This window comes from Paenibacillus sp. BC26, from assembly GCF_900116125.1.
Lineage (GTDB): Bacteria > Bacillota > Bacilli > Paenibacillales > Paenibacillaceae > Paenibacillus_Z > Paenibacillus_Z lignilyticus.
In genome coordinates, this window is the sequence record NZ_FPAD01000006.1 from 133,477 (window position 1) to 152,193 (window position 18,717).

Sequence of the window (18,717 nt, forward strand, 5' to 3'; positions counted from 1 at the left end):
TCTGTTTCAAGACTTCTCCATCAGCGATTTTCCTCGCATGCCCGATCTCAGGATCTGCCCTTGGAAGGTGATTGTCACCTCCGCTTCCGAGAAGGCTTCCGCCCAACTATCTTGTACTTGCCTCCATGCCTTCGGATGATTGCGCTGCAGCACTTCGCCAAAACCAAATACATCGGAGTGGACGGCTTGCGCGCTGCGAATCGCCGCCAGCATACTGGATTTCGCTGCTTCCCCCCATTCCTGCTCCAGCTTGTTCAGTACGGATAGCTCGGTAAGCGCGATGCCGCATTTGACTTCGGCTACATTTCCTTCAGCCTTCACGACGATATGCACGTTCGGATGACCGTCTTTCATCGAAACCTGGATCTTGGTTTTGCTTTTTATAATCTCAAGGGCTAGGGCGTCTGTTTTCCCAGCGCATGATAAATTCATAATTGTACTCTTCATTTGATTAATGATGAACATGTATCCGCGCGCTTTCTCATTCTCCAGCCATCCCACAAGCTTTCCTTCGCGAAACATGGAAATCCCTGACACTTCAAGGTGATAGGGAAGGCGTGACTGTCCCAGATTCTGCTGCTGCGTCACGTTCGCATCATCGCCCATCATCCGGAGTCCGCTGATCGATGGTTCGGCTCCGGGATTGATGAGCTTCCGGATGACCTCGTCAATGCCGATATTGGGTGAGCTGGACCAAATTTTCGCCGAGAATTCGCTGGCTCCCAGCACAGCCTGTGCTTGCAGAGGTGCAAGCGGTGTGATTGTACTAATCAATTTCCCAGGGGAACTGCCTCTTGCAACGAGCAGCATTGACGTTAACCGCACCTCATGCGAGCGTTCGAAAAAGTCGAAAATCTCTTCGATGCCTGCTTTTGCGAGCTTCTCGCCAAGCACGACAACTTGGATATGAGAGAAGAACAATTGCCTCGGCACCTGCTTCGATGCTTTGCGTATCCCCTCGAACAACGTTTTCGATCGCACGCTGTAAATGGAAAACGGCGCCCCTCCTCCTCCTCCTCCGCCATTTCCCGACTTCGATAATTCACTCGGGACCACGACTTGGAAAGTCAGCTCGTATTGATCGGAACTCTCTGCTTTGTCGATAGCCATTGCCGTCACGATCGCAAGTTTGTTAAGCTCTCTGCTGTTCCAGCAGCCGGTAGCACACAAGACAGACGCCAATGAGATTGCAATTAGGGCAAGCTTCATCATCCGTTTTCCCATCTCCATCTGATTGCCGCCCCCTTACTCACTCGCTTTGTGGTTTTTGTCCCGGAGGCATTCGAACACCCTCCTCCGCCGTATCGTCCGGCCGAGCCCTAAGGCTCCAATGCGGGAGACGAACGAATACATCTTTCAACTGCTTATACTTGAAGGGCACGAGCGGCGACAGGAAGGATACGCCGAACGAGCGTAACGCATTCAAGTGGGCGACCATCATGATCATGCCGAGTATGATGCCGTAGAAACCAAGCAGTCCGGCCGCCATCATGAATAGGAATCGCAGCAATCGTGCCGTAATGGCTAGATTGTATGCGGGAATAGAGAAGTTCGCGATCGCGGTAATGGCCACTACGATGACCATGATCGGGGATACGATACCCGCTTGAACAGCGGCTTCTCCCAGCACTAGCGCGCCTACGATCGACACGGCTTGTCCAACAGCCCGAGGCATTCGAATGCCCGCCTCCCTTAGAATTTCAAAGCTGATCTCCATGATGAACGCCTCAACGAGCGCCGGGAACGGAACGCCTTCTCTGGCCGCAGTCAAATTAATCAGAAGCGTCGTCGGCAGCATCTCCTGATGAAAGGTCGTCAAAGCAATGTAGGCAGCCGGCCCAAACAACGAAATGATGAATGCCATATACCGCAATAATCGAATGAAGGTGCCGATATCGTATCGTTGGTAGTAGTCCTCGGCAGCGGCGAAAAATTGCGAAAGCACCGTGGGCACCACTAAGGCGAAGGGCGTTCCATCCACCAAAATGGCAATGCGTCCCTCAAGCAGATTAGCGGCGATTACATCCGGTCTCTCCGTATTGAATACGGTAGGGAAAGGGGAGCTCCAATTGTCTTCGATAAACTCCTCGATATACCCGGATTCCAAAATCGCGTCCGTGTTGATTTTCTCCAACCGATTTCTGACTTCTTTCTTGATTTCATCCTTGACGATTCCGTCTATATAAAGCATGGCAACGCTGGTTTGCGTAACGCTGCCAAGCTTGATGGCTTCAAAGCCAAACTTCGCGCTCCGTATCCTGCGTCGCACTAGCGCGATATTCGTTGCGATCGACTCGGAGAAGCTGTCCTTCGGTCCCCGAATGACCACTTGGGTGCTTGCCTCCGATACTGCGCGTTTCTCACCGCCAATCGTATTCCCGCAAATACACTGGCTCCAGCCATTCACAATCAGCAGTGTCTTGCCGGTCAACAATTCAAGCATCATGGATGTCCAGTTATCGAGTACTTCGATCTGCCCGACAGCAAGCGCATTATCGCAGATGAACCGGAACGCAGCCTCCGGAGAATCCGCTTCTTCCGGTATTTGCGGCAGAAAAGGCGACATGAGCGACCGCATGACGAACTCGTTTACCACTTCTTTATCCGTAATCGTATCCAGATAGACAGCCGCCACATGAAGCGGCCTTCCCGTACGCAGGGTGAATTTGCGCACAATCAGATCAGGGCTGGACACCAGTTCAGCTCGGATTCGATTTATATTTGCTTCTAAATCCGTTTCAAGCTGGCCCGGCGGAACGGCTCGATTTTCCTTGCGGCCACCTGCCTTACCAGGGCCGGAGCCGAATACTGCTCTTCGTATTCTCATCAAAGTTGAATCTCCTTCAACTTGCAATTTACCTATTTTCCCAAGGCTAGTATGCCTCACTCCACCTTTTTTTACCTATTGCGGCTCATAAGAAAAAGCCGGCTACTCTCCCGAATGGAGAGTTGCCGGCTATTACTTATGGTACACATTAATAACTGTACGGACGGGCAGAATCCCTCATTGTACATTACGATACTTACGTTAGATGCGTTTTCCCGCCTGCTGCCCATACTCACTCTTGATAACATCCAAAATCCGTTTAGCTTCTACCGCCGCAGCAGACTCTTTGTCATGCCAATTGTAGGTGATCAGCGCCTTCCATAATGCCCAGCCGCGTGCCCGATGACGAGTTGCTTCATCGCAGCCGACTTCCCGCAGGAAGATCTCCCTGCTTTCCGAATCGAAGAATGTCCATGCCATCACATAATCGCAAGCCGGATCGCCCGTGCCCAAAATGCCGAAGTCAATAACACCGCTGAGCCGCCCGTTCCGTGCCAAGAGATTGCCGATTGCGACATCGCCGTGCACCCAGACCGGCGTCCCCGTCCATTGCGACTGCAGCGCAAGGTCCCACATCTCATGGAATGCATTAGCGTCGAGGATCGGCTTCAGATTTTCGAGTGTCATCTTCGTTTCCTCATGGTAAACCGTAAGAGCGCCTCCGCGATGAAAATTATGCGCGCCAGCAGGAGGTCCATCCGAAGCCGGAATGGCTTGCAGCTCCTTTAAGAAAGCAGCTAAATCTCCCGCTAGTTGATTCAGATCCTCTATCGCAGCAAGGCTTACCGTTTCTCCTTCGATCCATCGATTGATGGACCACGGCCACAGGTAGCCTTCCGCAGGATTCCCTTTCGCTACCGGAACCTGTATAGGTAAAGTGAGGTGCGGTCTAAGCTTAGGCAGCCATGTAAGTTCTTTCTCGACTTGTGCCGCATACGACTCATGACTCGGTAGCCTAACGCTCATTTCGCTGCCTAAATGAAAGGTCCGATTATCATGACCGCTATTGGCTACCGGATAGATCGGCAAGTCCGCCCATTGCGGGAACTGCCCCTTAATTAGTTTGCTTACCAGCTCCGTGTTGATTTCCGTCATTCGTTACCTCCGTTTGATAGACGAACCGCTGCGTCCCTTATCCGATCAAGGGAGCTGATTGTCCAAGTGTACCTTCTACCTCGTTCCCTTCTTTGCGCCAATATTCGATGCCGCCGATCATTTCCTTTACTCTGAATCCCAGACCGGATAAGCGCGCCGCGCCTTTGGTGCCGCCATTGCAAGCCGGCCCCCAGCAATAGACCACAATAACTTGTTCTTTCGAGAATGCAACTGTTGATTCTGGGCTGATGTTGTTGGAAGGCAGGCTGATGGCGCCCGGAACATGGCATTCTTCATAGGCTTTCGAGCTCCGAACATCGATGAGCAGAAAGTCATTCAGGCCGTGCTGCATGTCATAGCGCACATCCGCAACGTCGGTTTCCACGGAAAGCTTGTTCATAAAGTGACGATGCGTGTGCTCCGGCGATGCGGCAGGTGTCTCGAGAACGAGGGATTGGCGTGTTTGAATGGTCATTTTGATTACCTCCGGTGGAGTTGTGATTTCTTGATATCAATGTATCACAGCCCTTAACCATGGAGTTATCGATAGTTATCTATACTATACTTCACTCATTTCGATATTTGAAACCGGAACCGCCGCTGAGCAGCTCCACGAAGCCATTGAACGCGTTCGATTTCCATTTCTTCTTTGCGTATAGCAATTGTGTATAGAACCTGCAGTCCGGGTGGACAAAAGGAATCGCGATAAGCTGTCCTTTGCGGACTTCCTCGGCCACTGTAATCCGGGGCACCAGTGCAATCCCAAGACCGTAGATGACACACTGCTTGATGGCTTCCAAGTTGCCAAACTCGTAAGAGAGACTAAAGCTCACTTGATTGCCTTTTAGCACCTTGAGCAGCATGGCCCGGTACGTGCAGCCATCCTCCGTCAGAATGAGCGACTCGTTCTCCAGGTTATGGGCATGGACTTCGCTTTGTCCTTTTAATTTATGATCGGGGTTCGCAATGATAACCAGCGGTTCTTCTCGCAGGATGCTGCTGTGAAGCTCCGGGTCCGTGAACGGAGGATCCAGAATGATTCCGATGTCGAGCTCGCCCTCTTTCACCGATTCGATAATGAACGGCTCGTTCGCTGGCTGTATGACAATGTTCACGTCCGGATACTCGCGGCGGTAGGCTTGCAGGTGCGGCGGGAGGTAAAAGGCAGCCAATGTCTCAATCGTCCCGATCGAGAGCGTCCCCTTGGCTTGTTTGGCCACGACTTCCTTGGATTCTTCATGCAGTCTGTAAATATCGTTGGCGTATTGCAGGAGCGCTTCGCCCGCCATCGTCAGCTTCATGCCTCTTCCGAAACGCTCCAGCAGGACCGCCCCGTACGCTTCTTCCAGCTTCTGAATCTGCGACGTGATGCTCGACTGGGCATAACCCAGCGCTTCCGCGGCTCGTGTATAACTCCCGCACTTCGCTACCTCGCGAAAAGTTTTCAAATACGTCAGTTCCATCTACAACCACCTCCATTCCCTAAAATACAAGGCCATGGTGATCCGGCCACCATGCTCGGTACATTTGCTTATTGCTTAAAAGAAAGCCCATTTGCCTCCAAAGCCGCTCTCAGCTTCGGCATGGAACCCGGCCCCATACCGTGAAATTTGAGTATGTCCGCTTCCCTATACTGCGATAGCTGCTCTAGAGTGGTAATCCCGTTGTGCTCCAACGCTCGTCTTGCCGGTGCCGACAGCTGGGACAGAAACCCGCTCTCCGGTTTCTTTTCTTGCTCGCAGGTCGGGCAGGTTGGGCAATCGGTGCTTTTATAATACTGATGCCCTTTCTTGCACGTTCGTAAGGACTTCTCCGTTGTTGCCATTGGTATGCAACCATCCTCTCAAGGAAATTTGCCATTTTGTTTATTGTACCGCAAATTGACCGGGTACTGCCGCCTTCGGGGACCCAATGCAGCGGATTTCGCGCATGCAGACCACCATGAGGTCTACTTGGGAGCCAATGCAGCGAGATTGGCCAACAACAACAACAAAAAAGCATGGCTCACTGTCAATACAGTGAGCCATGCTTTTGGGGGCTTAGCCCATTCCAGCGAATGCCGCGTCGACGACCTGCCGCAGCTGATTGGATGCCGCGAACGGCTCCTGAGCCAGCGATATCGCGGAGATCAGCGATATTCCGTCAGCTCCTGCGCGGATCACGTCAGCCGCGTTGCCATCGGTAATTCCGCCGATGCCGACAATCGGAATCCGCATGCCCAGTTCCCGCATCTGCGTAAGTACGTCGAGGCCGGAAGCATCCTTGGCATCCTCCTTCGTGCGCGTGGAGAACAGCGGACCGATACCTAAGTAGTCCGCACCGCTGCGAATGGCAGTTTCCGCCTCCCGCTCATCGTAGGCAGAGACGCCAAGCAGCTTAGCATCGCCGATTAACCGGCGTACAGTCGAAGCCGCTTCGTCCTCTTGGCCGACATGGACGCCGTCCGCATCCACTTCCAAGGCCAGCTCGACATCGTCGTTCACGATGAACGGAATGCGGTGCTCGCGGCACAGTTCCCGAAGACGCCAGGCAAGCTCTACTCGGGCATCGCCCACGAGTGCGCCGCTGCCCTTCTCGCGGAACTGAAACATCGAGACGCCGCCTCGAATCGCTTCCGACAATACCTGCACGGGATCAACTCCCGGCAAACAGTTGTTGCTCCCCATAATGAAATAGAGCCGCAGCGCCTCGCGAATAGTATCATCCTGCCATGCCCGCATACTCATCGTCCGCTCTCCTGATCGCGGTACGCCCAGTGATTGGTCGGCCCGTGCCCTTGTCCAAGGCCAAGCGGATATTCGATCGCCGCCTGGATGAAAGCTTTGGCGACTTCGACAGCTTCAGGCACACCGCGGCCCTTGGCAAGCTCAGCGGTGATCGCCGAAGCAAACGTACAGCCGGTGCCATGCGTATGGCGAGTTTCTCTCCGTTCGCTGCGAAACTCGTAGAAGTCCCGTCCATCGTAGAGAATATCGATCGCCTGCCCGTCATCGGACAAATCATGGCCTCCTTTGAGCACGACATGCTTCGCCCCGAAATCGGCTAACCGTCTCGCCGCTTCTTTGCGCGCAGCAATGCCGGAGATCGTCATCCCCGTCAGCGCTTCCGCTTCCGGCACATTAGGCGTGACAACCCACGCGAGCGGAAGCAGCGTTTCTTTCATGGCGCGGACCGCTTGTTCGAGCAGCAGCGAAGCTCCGCCCTTGGCGATCATGACCGGATCGACAACGACCTTGCTCCAGCCGTAGCGGCGGATTTCCTCAGCCACGGCAACGATAATCTCATCGTTGAACAGCATGCCCGTCTTTACCGCATCCGTGCCAAGATCGTCGCCGATGGCCTCAATCTGCGATCGAACGGCATCTGCCGTCAGCGGATAGATCCCTCGCACGCCGAGTGTATTCTGCGACGTAACAGCCGTAATGGCCGACATGCCATACACCCGCAGTTCTTGAAAGGTTTTCAAATCGGCTTGAATACCGGCGCCGCCGCCGCTATCCGAGCCTGCAATCGTTAATGCTCTAGCAATCGATGTGCTCATTGTTCAATCCGCTCCACTCGGCCCAGCTTCTCGATATCCGCTGCGGTTACATTCGCCAACTGATCGAGGAACGCGATTTGGAAGCTGCCCGGTCCTTGTCCGGCCGCCTTGCCGGCAGCAAGCTCGGCCGCAACGCCGTATGCGGTCAATGCAGCCACGGAAGCCAAGATCAGATCGCTCTCCACCGCCGCGAATGCGCCGATAACCGACGTCAACAGACAGCCCGTTCCGGTAACACGCGTCAGAATAGCATCTCCGTTGCGCACGGCAAACGTTCTCGTTCCGTCAGAAACGATGTCGGCCTCACCGGTAATCACGACAACTGTGCCCAGCTGCGCAGCCGCATGCTTAGCCAATTCGACAACATCGCCGCCGCTTGTACCGGCATCGACGCCTTTGATCGTCCACTCGCGGCCGACCACGTTTGCGATTTCCGCCGCATTGCCCCGAATGATGCTGACTTTCACGTCTGCGAGCAATCCTCTTGCCGTATCCGTACGATACGCCGAAGCTCCCGCGCCAACCGGATCCAGCACGACCGGAACACCATGCGCATTCGCCGAGCTGCCCGCCAGCTTCATCGCTTCAATTTCCGTTTCGTTCAGCGTTCCGATGTTCAGTACGAGCGCTCCTGAAATCTTGGCGATATCCGCGACTTCCTGTTTGGCATACGCCATGACCGGCGAAGCTCCAAGTGCCAGCAAGCCGTTCGCAGTAAAATTCGTGACGACGACATTCGTAATATTGTGAATTAACGGGTTTGTTTCCCTTACTTGTTTCAGCTTGCTCGCTACCGTTTGAATGTTCATAGCCTCAGCCACCTCTTCATTCCTATTTTTCCAATTTAAGCATCAAAAAAACGCCTTACCCGCAGAACGAGGGTAAGGCGCAACAATGCGCACGACAGCCGTGAACTTCCTACGATGGCATTACCCAACAGGTTAAACGGTCTACGACGGATTAGTCGTACTCTCAGCCTGTTTCTACAAGCTCCCGCGCTTATTCGATTGTGATCAGTGTAATCCATGAGACCCGAAATTGCAACGAAATTCGAGGGCTCTACTCGCCTCGAGCAAGCCAATCCGGCATGGTCGGATACGGACGATTAACTAATTCTATCCGGAAGTCCTAGCAAATTGAAATTACTAGAATAGGATGGAGTATCCCGCTTTGAAAGGAGGATACAGCTCATGGCAGGTTTAAAAACGTTTGTAAATAATACAGGAGCCGCTTTGGATATTACGCTGTTTATCCGCGCAGGCTTTGAGCCTTACAACCAATATGGCACGGAATCCTTTACCCTTGGACCATTTGGGACGGAAGAGGTTGCTTACGGCGACGACGACAACACTTTTCTAAATGGAATCCTGCTTTTCACGATCTTCGAAGGCGACCTCTACAGCAAAATGCAATTCGTCGTTACCCTCGAAAGCACTTTGGATGCTTTACTAAACACAAACAGCACCCTTACGTACACGCTTTCGAACACGGATTATGTCCTTTCGGGCAGCAACTAGTACCGCTTTGATCAGGCTCGGTAAAATGATGAACCCCGCTTCACCCAATGTGATAGCGGGGTTCATTCTTTTCCAAATTAATATTATTGTAAAAATGCAGGATTTTTACATAATTCATTGAATACTAGCAAATATTGTTGAACTTTACGATAAATTGGAACGGATGATATTCTTGGAACAACCACAAGTACAAGCTGTACGAGGGCGATTAACCTCTTGGCAGCAATGGCTGATTGCGCTCGTGCTTTTATTGCTTCCCTTATCAATCGCCCTCTATTGTTACCTCCCTCAATACAATAGCTTCTCCGCGCCCGGAGGGCTTGTGTCCATTCAAGACATTGGCGTAAAGGGCAGCGTTCACTTCGTCTATGTCCGCGAAGGTTTTACCCGCAATCGGTACGAGAAGTTATCGGTCAGACGCTCTTATCCGGATGCCCAATTCACGCGAGTAAGCGCCTCCGCCAAGGAAGCAAGTGACGACATGCTCGATTTCGAAAAGTTGCTGAAGGACGATACGATTCGTCACGCAGTGGATTCCGCAGCAGACATTGCGGATCAGCCGAGCTCGGTCGATCAGCTGGAGGACCGGGAGAACAAGCTCATCGAAGAAACCTCACAGTATTATGGGAATTCGATCGGGCTCATGCTCGGCATCGGCTTGTACGAGGAAGAAAAGCACGTCGACTTTTCGAAGCTGGGCAAACTCACTATTGCCGGTACGGGTACGCTCGAGGAGGATCAATCCGTTGGCTCTGTCGGTGCCATTCGCGAGAAACTACGGACGGCGGAAGCCGAAGGGGCTGATATTTTTCTGGTTCCCAAGGACAAAGAAACGTTTATGTATGAGGGCCTCAGCAACGAGGAGGAAGCGCTGCAAGTCGCCGGGGAACTTCATTTGCGTTTACGGGTTGTCCCCGTAGCCAGCCTGGAAGAAGCCATCTATTATTTAAGCAACTATCCTAAGTATGAATTGGAGCTCGATCCGAAGTGAACTTAAAATCAGAATTTATCTCATTTATCCTCAAAATCCTTCTGGCCGCTCTCTTAGTAGCAGCACTGGCCGATCTGGTCTTCTCCTTCATCTACATGATCGACTTGAATATGTTCAGTGACTACATCTATCCGATGTACGGTTTTGTAGATATCGTTTCGGTTGTGCTTTACTATGTAGCCGCTATCGTATATCTCATCTGGATATACCGGGTGCACATGGACTTGAATCGACTTTATCTTCAATTCCCGCGAACGCCGGGATCCGCCATTGCCTGCATGATCATTCCGTTCTATAACTTCTATGGCATTCCGTCCATCTATCAGCAAATCGGCAGCCACTATCAGCGGTCAGCAGCGATAAGCAAGGACGGTCAATGGATTCAAGGCATGTCCGTTCCGCTGATTATTTTCTTTATTGCCTCCAATATTCTCGGCCGTTTCGTATCGCGTGCCGAAGAAGTCTCGGGAGCGCTTCTGTTCGCTTCCAGCTTAGTTACTTCTATCCTTTACACCATATTCTTCACCCTTTGCTTGCTCGTATCCAGAGGCCTGAGCAATATCCATGCACGAGCGAATCATACGACTTCCGATGCAATCGATCCCGCGAGTGCAGTGCAGCTTCCCTCATAGGGAGACGAAATAGAAAAGCCCGAGAAAGTCTCGACAGCCACTTTTTGTCTATACTTCACTTCATGAATAAACTTTAACGGTTGTCAGCGAGGCTATTTCATGAAAATAAACCTTTTGAAAACTCTAACGGTTGCGAGAGACGTTATTTGCTGCAAATGGGGCGATTCCCCGTGGAAACCGATCAAATAAGCTCGCTGGCAACCGTTAGATAATAAAAAGGGTCTATTTATGCCAAATAACCACTGTCACAACCGTTAGAGTTCGAAAGAGACAGAGCAGCACGCAGGAAGCTAAGAAACCGACGTTGTATCAAACGCTGTGGGTTTCTCGACACAAAGAGAGCAGGCGACATCGCCTGCTCTCTTTGTCTTTGACCACCCTGCTCACCAAACTACTTCACCGTCACAAGCGCTTCCGCCTGCTGACCCAGCTTCCGGTCCCCAATCGAAATATCGACCGCGATTCGGGCTCGATTCGCCGTGCCCCCCGCAGGAGCCGTAATCGCGAACTGAACCGTCGCCACTTCGTGAGGATCGATTTCCAGCTGCCGCTCCTTGGTTTCCGTGCTCCAGCTTGGAGGCGTAACCAGCCGAACGGTCACCTTGTCTCTCTGCGGCAACGGATTTAACACCTCAACCGCAATTTCGGCCGTTTCCCCGCCGCTCAACTCGAGCTGGTACGGCTTTATCCATGCACAGTAACCTTCCGCACCCAGATCGATCTTCTCCAGCGGCAACAGCTCGTCATGCAGCTGTTTCAAGCTTACTCCATCTCGCTGCAGCTTGTCGAAGTAACCTTCCTCCACCCATAGCGGATCCCAGTGGCCGGAGATGATGAGGTCGGGATCGAGCTTTTTGTACAATTCCGCGCTTAGGATATAGTCATGGGAACGGAACCGATTCTGATACACGTAGTTGTTCAAATTCCCGTCATTTCCTTGCTGATCTCCGATAGCCAGTACGCGTTTCCCATCAACTTCGAACGAAATCGCGACCGCATAGAGCGTATGCCCCGGCTGCTCGTAGAGACGGATCTCATACCCCTCCCACACAACGGTCTGTTCGAGCGGTATTCTGCGGTCTACCGGGATCGGATCATACCAAATGCATGGCACGTCGTAGTCCATCGGGTGTTCGAAGAGATCGGCAAAATTATCGGCTACCCAGGTCTCCGTACCTTCGATATCGCGCAGGAGGTTAAAGCCCGCCACATGATCGTCATGATAATGCGTCGGAATAACCACATCAATCTTGGACACATTGAATTGCTTCTTCAACCGCTCAATGGGAGTGAGAGAGGGCCGGCGTGAGGCGCGATCCGTTCCCGCGATGAAGATGGCATGGATATTCGCATATCCGTAGTCGATGAGCAGCGCTTTACCGTTTTCGGAGAGCAGTACAAAGGAGTTGGCGAAGCTGCGGGCATTCCACAGCAGATGCGGGGTAATCTCCCGAAACTCGGGCTCCTTGAAAGACTCATAATCCGAGTATTGGCCGCGCAGCCGAAGAAGCTGCTCTAACTTCTCGATTAACGGATCTATGGCCGCGGAAGGCTGCTCCATGATTTCGCCATGCGAAGGAAGCAGCAGTTGCAAGCCTTTATCCCGCAGAGCCGATATAGAACTAAGGGTATGCATGACCCCTTCACAGCCGTTATACGACCACTGCGTGGCGGACATGGACCATACTTTTCCCGGACCGGCAATCAGATCCCCTGTAAAGGCAACTTGGCTGCCGTCCAGTTCGGTCGTCAGCGTTATCGATCCTGTCGTATGGCCGGGGGTAGGAACCACGTTAAACGTATGCTCGCCAAAGGTGTAATTCGCATAATCCTTCAACGTTCCGGCAATCGAGATCGGTTCCAGCAACGAGAATTTATCTTGGCGCACATTGTAATTGACGAGTATTTCACGGCCCTGCCAATGTTGATCCACTCGGGCAAACAAATCCTGCTCATGATGAGGCACCCATACGCGCGCACCTGCCGCAACTGCTTTATCCAGTCCTTGTCCTTGATCACGATGATGATGCGTCATCAGCACATCCGTTACCTTGTCGACGCCAATGGATGCCAATTCTTCGAGCACGACACCCGATCCAAAATCAATCAACGCTGCCGTTCTGAATCACATACACCAAGCAAGTATCCTCATATTGAAAAAGATGCGTCGATATCGGCTTTAGCATGCAAGCTGCTCTCCTATTCATAACGATAAATTTGTCTTCTCATCCACTGGGTAGCGACCCACTTCTCACCGGCCACAATGGGGTTTCCGCCATGCAAGGTCAGTCCGTTCAAATGGTCGTCGGTGTAGAAGTATTCGAAATAGACAGCGCTTCCTTTTTTGGGCGTGACCGCAAAATGAAGGGAAGGAAAATACGTTTCTCCGCCTTCCTCCACATCATTCAAGTACATGACCAGCGTGCTGATGCGATTGTTTACCCCGTGGCCGGATTTAAAATAATCATAATGCGGCTGATACCGCTCGCCGGCTTTATAGTGCAAAATTTGCAGCGGTTCCGCATGCGCGAGCGGTATATTCATAAGCTCCGAAATTCGGGTTTCTATGCGATGAATCGATTCATTCTCGCTTTCCTCGAAGAACATGCTGCTGCTGGTGCGAATATCGCTTACTTCGTGAGCCTTGCCGATCTTCGCTCGCTTCATTCTGGTTGTGGCTAAATCAATCAACATATCGCATTCGGCGTGGCTCAATACATTTTCCAAGATAAGAATGAGCGGTTCTTCGATCCTGCCGACAATCGTGATTTCCTTATCCGTCGTTATAATTTTGTTTCTTCTCACGTTCATCATCGGCTGTTCTTTAATCGTCATCGTCATGTCCTCCTCTATCTCGAGTACTGAGGAAGTAGTCGAATCAAACGGTATTCCAGTTGATTACTAGTTCTTCAACGGAGTCGGAAATCCCTTCCAGACGGCGGATGGACCTGTTGCGATGACATGAAAAAAGCAACGAGGACATGACCTCGCTGCTTTGAGTTTGTTTTAATAGACCTGCTTCATCGCCCCTGCCTTTACAAGTGCTTCAGCAAGCGGCGACATGTTGTTGCTGCTTGCCAGCTCCAATAAACGATCCTTTTGTGCTTGCGTTAGCGGGGAAAGATCTGCGCCGTATTTTACAATTAACAAATCCAGATTGCGCATGTTTTCGAGGCTTGGCCCCCAACTTGAGACGGCATAGGCAACATCAATGAGCTTCTGCTTTACGTACGGGAATGGCGTCGACAACGGATGATAGAAGTGGATGCTGTTATCGTTCGGACCTTCCAATTTAACCAGCTTCATCGTTTCTCCGTTCGGATCCGCTCCGTGACTGAGTATCCAATCCAACCAGTCATTCTTACTGTTGGACAACGCGAGCACCGCATCGATGTTATCCGCTTTGAAACCAAAGTCATACAGTAGCTGGGCAAGCTCCATCGATGGCTCGGAGTTCTTAACAGGAATGATTGTCATGGACGATGGGTCCATGATCGGCGTTGTATAATGGGTCTGAGCCAGACCGATGTAGGAAATCTTCTGTGCAGTGCGCGGAGCCGTAGTCGGGTTCACCATGCCTGTCTCCAGCATTGTTCGGATTTCATCCATCTGTCTTAGTATAATGGCTTCCGCAAAATAATTATAAGGCTTCACAACAGATCCGCCTGCATCAAGTGCGACCTTCGCCCATTGAGCATCCTTCTTATTGGCAATCAGTAATTTTAGCGCAGAAGTTGCTGTATCCGGCGATGCGAGCTTCAATAACGCGGTAAATTGCTTCAGATCACCCTTGCTAATGGCTGTCTGCAATCGATCTGAATTTACATAATGAATGACAACGGTGTTACGAGCCGCATCCCACTTTACATCAGCGCCAAACGCTTCTGCAATGAATCGTACAGGGACATAGGTTGAACCTTTAATAATGACGGCCGCTTGACTCAACTTCGCCGGTTTATTATTTACTTTTGCTGTTTTGCTTCCCACTTGAAGAACGACGTTTATGACATCGGTTGCTGCTGTAATGGTTTGCGTCTTGGTGTCGTATTGTAATGTTGCTCCCAGAGAGGTAAAAATGGCACGGAGAGGAACGACTACCGCACCATTGAATTGAAGCGGATGTTGATCATAGAATTGTTTGTCCCCATTAATGGTTACTGCGATTAATTGTTCAGCAGCTGCGTCAGAAATGCGAGGGAAACCGGTTGTCAGCGTACATAGCAGTAAAAACCAACAAAGTAGCTTTTTCATATCTTTTATTCCCATCCTTTATCATTGTAGTCGAATCGCAACTATTCCTGCGCAATAATGTTTCTTCTAATCGGAGGAAGCTGCGGAATGATCATCCCCACCAGCATAAACAAACAACCGATTACGCCGCGCGTATCCAGCAGCTCGCCGAGTATGAAATAACCGCCAACGACCGCGAATACCGTTTCCATGCTCATAATGATCGCCGCCTGCGTCGGATGCGCGCCTTTCTGACCGACAACCTGCAGTGTGTAAGCGATCCCGACGGAGCAAATTCCGCCATACAGAAGAGGAATAAGAGCCTGCGACAGCCCTGCGAAATCAATCGTCTCCGTTGCAAAAGCAACGATAAAGCTGAGAACGGAACAGGTCACCACCTGAACGAACGACAGCTTAATGACATCCGTTTGGCGAGACAGCTTATCGATCAGCAGAATATGCGCCGACCAGAAGAACGCGCCGACAAGCTCGTATAAGTCGCCGGTACCGAGCGTCAAATCATTCTTTAAGCACAATAAATATAACCCGTAAACCGCTATAATGGCTCCTATCGCGCTGTTTGCATTAATGCGCTGCTTTAGGAACAAACCCAGGAACGGCACAATAACGATATATAGACCGGTGACGAAAGCGGCTTTTCCCGCCGTTGTGTAAATGAGTCCGATTTGCTGCAACGACGCCCCGCAGAAGAGAATCAGTCCTGCCAGAAAGCCGGAGACGGCCGAACTTTTGACCGAAGCCTTAATCTCATGGGATGATTTCCGCGATCTTCGATCCAGCCAGATAATGAGCGGAACCAAGGATAATGCACCAAGGGCAAATCTAACGGCATTAAAGGTAAACGGCCCTACATAGTTCATCCCCTCACGCTGCGCGACAAAAGCGGACCCCCAGATGCATGCCGTAATTAGCAGCAATAAACTCGATTTCATTTGTTGTTGTTTACTCATAAGATGTCGTCTCTCCCAGCCAATCTTTTTGAAACCCCAATTAACCATACCAAAAAAGCCGGAACCTTTGTATAGGATTTCCCGCGGAAGCCTTGCCCGTTAATAATTCCCTATCACTAAAAATGCGGTCTTTCCAAAAAAGAGAGCACGATTACTTATTCCTTTTTTCTTGGGCTCCCCCTATACTAATGACAGAGAACGATAATCAATCTCAATGATAAACGATAGGGGTTATAACCATGTACGCAATGAAACGAATGTCCTTAGTCGCTCTTCTGATCTCCCTGGTCCTACTCGTTGCCGCGTGCGGCAACTCATCTAACAATGCGAGCAATGCCTCAGAGAACTCGGCTTCGTCGGGAAACACGGCATCCACGGAGAACTCGACATCCTCTGAACCGGAAGCAGACTTCCGTACGTTAACGGATGTTATGGGCCATGAAGTGCAAGTTCCGACGCATCCGAAGCGGATTATCGCTCCGTTCATGGAAGACCCGCTTGCCGCGCTCAATATGAAACCGGTCGCGCAGTGGGGTGCCGGCGGCGTGCCGCAGCACTATTTGCAAGATCAACTTAAAGATATTCCCGTGCTGAATATGGAAGGCGGTCTAAAGCCGGAAGAAGCGCTCTCCTATAAGCCTGATCTTATTATTTTCCTAGCTCCGACATACATGGCCAATGGCAGCTACGAGCAGTTCGCGAAGATCGCGCCAACGTTCGTATTATCCGAGGACGAAGCGGACTGGCGCGGCAACATGCAGAAGCTGGGTGCCTTGCTGAACGAGGACGATGCCGCCAAGCAGGCGCTGGACGCCTACGATCAGAAGCTCGCTGAAGCGAAGGCTGCGCTGGGAACATTGCCGGCCAACAAAACAGCCGTTGTCCTGCAGGCTGACGAAGAGAAAGGCTTCGCCTTATTCGGCCCGAACTTCTACGGCGGCGCTACGCTGTACGGCGCACTCGGCTTCAAGCAGCCGGCCGTTCTGAAGGGTGAATATGAGAAGTATTCCATTGAAGCGCTCTCTGAGCTGAAGGATGTCGATTATATCTTCCTCATTACCGGGGAAGGACGCGGTAAACCGCCGGTCAATAACACACTTTGGAAGTCTCTCTCCGCGGTGAAAGCAGGTCACGTATTCGATGCGGATTCCGGCCATTGGTTCAATGCCAATCCGATCGCAAATGACCTGATTATCTCCGATGTTCTGAAGGATATCCATGAATAAAGATGTCGCTTTCGACTCTCAGCCAATGGCTGGGAGTCTTCTCCGTTACACGCTGCTGGATGTAAAAGCACTCCGGATCACGGCGCTGGCAGCCGGTTCCGAACGGAACTTCATCGAGCCAAGCCAATCCCATATGCTCCTGCTCTCCGTTTCCCATGGCGGCAACCTGGTCATCGACGGCCATCTCCATGCGCTTCGGCCGGGTACGTTGTTCCTCTGCGCTCCCGGGCAATTGATCGAATTGACCAACTTCGCGGGACTCCCCTTCGAGTTGCTGCTGCTCGAGTTCGAAGTAAGCGCGTTTCCGCCCGGGCCGTCTGCCGCACGCTTCCCTTACATCGGGGAAGCGACGATTCCTTCGGCCGCCGCCGCAGCGCATCTCTTCGATACGCTGCGTTCGAACTGGAACCGAGATAGTTCGGCTTCTCGCCTTCGCTGCGAAGCCGGTTTGCTCGAATTGCTTAGTCTCGTGCTTAGCTATCAGGAGCAGAAAACCGCCTTTGCCCTGGAGAGCGCCCGGCTTGAGCTGGAACGCCGCTACAAGGAAGAAATCACGATCGATTCGCTTGCTGCCATCGCCGGTCTAAGCCGCTATCATTTCATGCGCCTGTTCAAGGATCGTTATGGCAAAGGCGTGTCCGAATACCGAACCGAGCTGCGCCTCACGGAAGCGAAGCGACTGATGGAAGGGGACAAACCCTTGCCCATCAGCCAAATCGTATACGAGGTCGGCTTCAAGAATGAAGCTTACTTCAGCAGCTTGTTCAAGAAAGAAACAGGCGTTGCCCCGGCCGTCTACCAGCGCAACCAGAAGCTCAAAGTTGCCGCGTACAGCTGGATCAACTTCGGGCAGCTGCTTGCCCTGCAGATCATTCCGTTCGCGGCTCCGATGGATCACTATTGGACGGACATGTACCGCAACAAATACAAATACGAGGTTAAAGTCCCGCTCAGCCATCGATACGATTACAACTACAACGCGCTGCGGCAGGCGCAGCCCGATTACATTATCGGAATCGAGGATCTGATTCCGCCGGAAGAGCGCGCGAGGTTGAATGCGATAGCGCCTGCCTTGTTCCTGCGTAACGAGGACGATTGGCGGCGTCATCTGATCGCGATTGCGGAGCTGCTCGGCAAGCAGGAAGAAGCACGCAAGTGGCTAACCCGCTACGATCGCAAAGCAGCCGCTACCAAGGAGTCGCTGTCGCCTCTAATCAGACAAGATGCTCTTCTTGTCTTGCTTGTCTGCCGCGATCAGCTATACGTGTGGGGACGAAGAGCCGGTACAGTGCTGTACGACGACTTGGGGATTCCCGCTCCGAAGGCCATCTCCGATCTCGAATGGAAGCGCCCTATCCAGCCTCAAGAACTTGCTGAGGTAGCGTCCGATCGTATCCTGCTGCACGTGGAAGACGACGACGCCGCGCAAGCCTTATGGAACCGAGTCTCCCAGTCGGAAGTGTGGCGCGAGCTCTCTCCTGTCCGCAACAACAAAATTCATCTTGCCTTCGGCTACTCCTGCTTCGAGGCACCATGGAGCGATTACGCCGCCAGCCAGCACGATATTTTTCTGAGCGATGTGCCGCGGCTCTTCTCCACCCATCTCTAATGAGGACGCTTATTAACTCAACAAGGCCGGGACACCTATTACTGGTGTCCCGGCCTTGTTGGCATGATGGAGCAGCTG

At 52.0% G+C, this 18,717-nt stretch carries 18 protein-coding genes and 1 riboswitch; of the genes, 5 read left to right on the forward strand and 13 right to left on the reverse strand.

The window, feature by feature from the left end; translation table 11 throughout:
• Window positions 1–6: 6 nt before the first annotated feature.
• From BM412_RS29065 to thiM, 9 genes are all read right to left on the reverse strand, one after another.
• The gene (locus tag BM412_RS29065) at window positions 7–1,230 is read right to left on the reverse strand and encodes a Ger(x)C family spore germination protein (RefSeq protein WP_091225201.1); all 1,224 of its coding nucleotides are present in this window, start codon (window positions 1,228–1,230) and stop codon (window positions 7–9) included.
• Window positions 1,231–1,249: 19 nt separating this feature from the next.
• Window positions 1,250–2,827 carry a spore germination protein gene (locus BM412_RS29070; RefSeq protein WP_256256646.1) on the reverse strand — a complete coding sequence of 526 codons (1,578 nt, stop codon included), beginning with the start codon at window positions 2,825–2,827 and terminating at the stop codon, window positions 1,250–1,252.
• Window positions 2,828–3,028: 201 nt separating this feature from the next.
• The gene (locus tag BM412_RS29075; protein WP_091225203.1) at window positions 3,029–3,922 is read right to left on the reverse strand and encodes an aminoglycoside phosphotransferase family protein; all 894 of its coding nucleotides are present in this window, start codon (window positions 3,920–3,922) and stop codon (window positions 3,029–3,031) included.
• A 37-nt stretch (window positions 3,923–3,959) separates the two neighbouring features.
• Window positions 3,960–4,397, reverse strand: a complete 438-nt coding sequence (locus tag BM412_RS29080; RefSeq protein WP_256256647.1) for a rhodanese-like domain-containing protein — start codon at window positions 4,395–4,397, stop codon at window positions 3,960–3,962.
• A gap of 91 nt (window positions 4,398–4,488) precedes the next feature.
• Window positions 4,489–5,385, reverse strand: a complete 897-nt coding sequence (locus BM412_RS29085) for a LysR family transcriptional regulator (protein WP_091225204.1) — start codon at window positions 5,383–5,385, stop codon at window positions 4,489–4,491.
• Window positions 5,386–5,453: 68 nt separating this feature from the next.
• The gene (locus BM412_RS29090; protein WP_091225205.1) at window positions 5,454–5,747 is read right to left on the reverse strand and encodes an RNA polymerase alpha subunit C-terminal domain-containing protein; all 294 of its coding nucleotides are present in this window, start codon (window positions 5,745–5,747) and stop codon (window positions 5,454–5,456) included.
• 214 nt (window positions 5,748–5,961) lie between these two features.
• Entirely contained in the window at window positions 5,962–6,648 is a 687-nt protein-coding gene (gene thiE, locus BM412_RS29095; RefSeq protein WP_371264871.1) for a thiamine phosphate synthase, read from the reverse strand.
• Complete coding sequence (thiD, locus tag BM412_RS29100) at window positions 6,645–7,463, reverse strand: bifunctional hydroxymethylpyrimidine kinase/phosphomethylpyrimidine kinase (protein ID WP_091225206.1); 819 nt, start codon at window positions 7,461–7,463, stop codon at window positions 6,645–6,647. Before thiD ends, thiE begins: the two co-directional genes overlap by 4 nt.
• Entirely contained in the window at window positions 7,460–8,272 is an 813-nt protein-coding gene (thiM, locus tag BM412_RS29105) for a hydroxyethylthiazole kinase (protein ID WP_091225207.1), read from the reverse strand. Before thiM ends, thiD begins: the two co-directional genes overlap by 4 nt.
• An 89-nt stretch (window positions 8,273–8,361) precedes the next feature.
• Window positions 8,362–8,470: riboswitch (TPP riboswitch) on the reverse strand.
• A 183-nt stretch (window positions 8,471–8,653) separates the two neighbouring features.
• Here thiM and BM412_RS29110 point away from each other — a divergent pair.
• The 3 genes from BM412_RS29110 to BM412_RS29120 all read left to right on the forward strand — a co-directional run bounded on the left by BM412_RS29110 (window position 8,654) and on the right by BM412_RS29120 (window position 10,603).
• Window positions 8,654–8,980, forward strand: coding sequence for a hypothetical protein (locus tag BM412_RS29110; RefSeq protein WP_091225208.1), 327 nt, complete (start codon window positions 8,654–8,656; stop codon window positions 8,978–8,980).
• A gap of 172 nt (window positions 8,981–9,152) precedes the next feature.
• Window positions 9,153–9,971 carry a hypothetical protein gene (locus BM412_RS29115; protein ID WP_143111719.1) on the forward strand — a complete coding sequence of 273 codons (819 nt, stop codon included), beginning with the start codon at window positions 9,153–9,155 and terminating at the stop codon, window positions 9,969–9,971.
• Window positions 9,968–10,603 carry a DUF4328 domain-containing protein gene (locus BM412_RS29120; protein WP_091225210.1) on the forward strand — a complete coding sequence of 212 codons (636 nt, stop codon included), beginning with the start codon at window positions 9,968–9,970 and terminating at the stop codon, window positions 10,601–10,603. Before BM412_RS29115 ends, BM412_RS29120 begins: the two co-directional genes overlap by 4 nt.
• A gap of 391 nt (window positions 10,604–10,994) precedes the next feature.
• Here BM412_RS29120 and BM412_RS29125 read toward each other — a convergent pair whose 3' ends face one another.
• The 4 genes from BM412_RS29125 to BM412_RS29140 form a co-directional block, all read right to left on the reverse strand.
• Window positions 10,995–12,713 carry an MBL fold metallo-hydrolase gene (locus BM412_RS29125; protein WP_091225211.1) on the reverse strand — a complete coding sequence of 573 codons (1,719 nt, stop codon included), beginning with the start codon at window positions 12,711–12,713 and terminating at the stop codon, window positions 10,995–10,997.
• A gap of 89 nt (window positions 12,714–12,802) precedes the next feature.
• On the reverse strand, window positions 12,803–13,438 hold the full coding sequence (locus tag BM412_RS29130) for a 2OG-Fe(II) oxygenase (protein ID WP_091225212.1): 636 nt from the start codon (window positions 13,436–13,438) through the stop codon (window positions 12,803–12,805).
• Between the two features lie 171 nt (window positions 13,439–13,609).
• On the reverse strand, window positions 13,610–14,854 hold the full coding sequence (locus BM412_RS29135) for a copper amine oxidase N-terminal domain-containing protein (protein WP_177246146.1): 1,245 nt from the start codon (window positions 14,852–14,854) through the stop codon (window positions 13,610–13,612).
• Between the two features lie 41 nt (window positions 14,855–14,895).
• Entirely contained in the window at window positions 14,896–15,804 is a 909-nt protein-coding gene (locus tag BM412_RS29140) for a DMT family transporter (RefSeq protein ID WP_091225214.1), read from the reverse strand.
• 239 nt (window positions 15,805–16,043) lie between these two features.
• Here BM412_RS29140 and BM412_RS29145 point away from each other — a divergent pair, with 239 nt between their 5' ends.
• On the forward strand, window positions 16,044–17,030 hold the full coding sequence (locus tag BM412_RS29145; protein ID WP_091225215.1) for an ABC transporter substrate-binding protein: 987 nt from the start codon (window positions 16,044–16,046) through the stop codon (window positions 17,028–17,030).
• Window positions 17,023–18,639 carry an AraC family transcriptional regulator gene (locus BM412_RS29150; protein WP_091225216.1) on the forward strand — a complete coding sequence of 539 codons (1,617 nt, stop codon included), beginning with the start codon at window positions 17,023–17,025 and terminating at the stop codon, window positions 18,637–18,639. The genes BM412_RS29145 and BM412_RS29150 overlap by 8 nt, the downstream gene beginning before the upstream one ends.
• The last annotated feature ends 78 nt before the right edge of the window (window positions 18,640–18,717 follow it).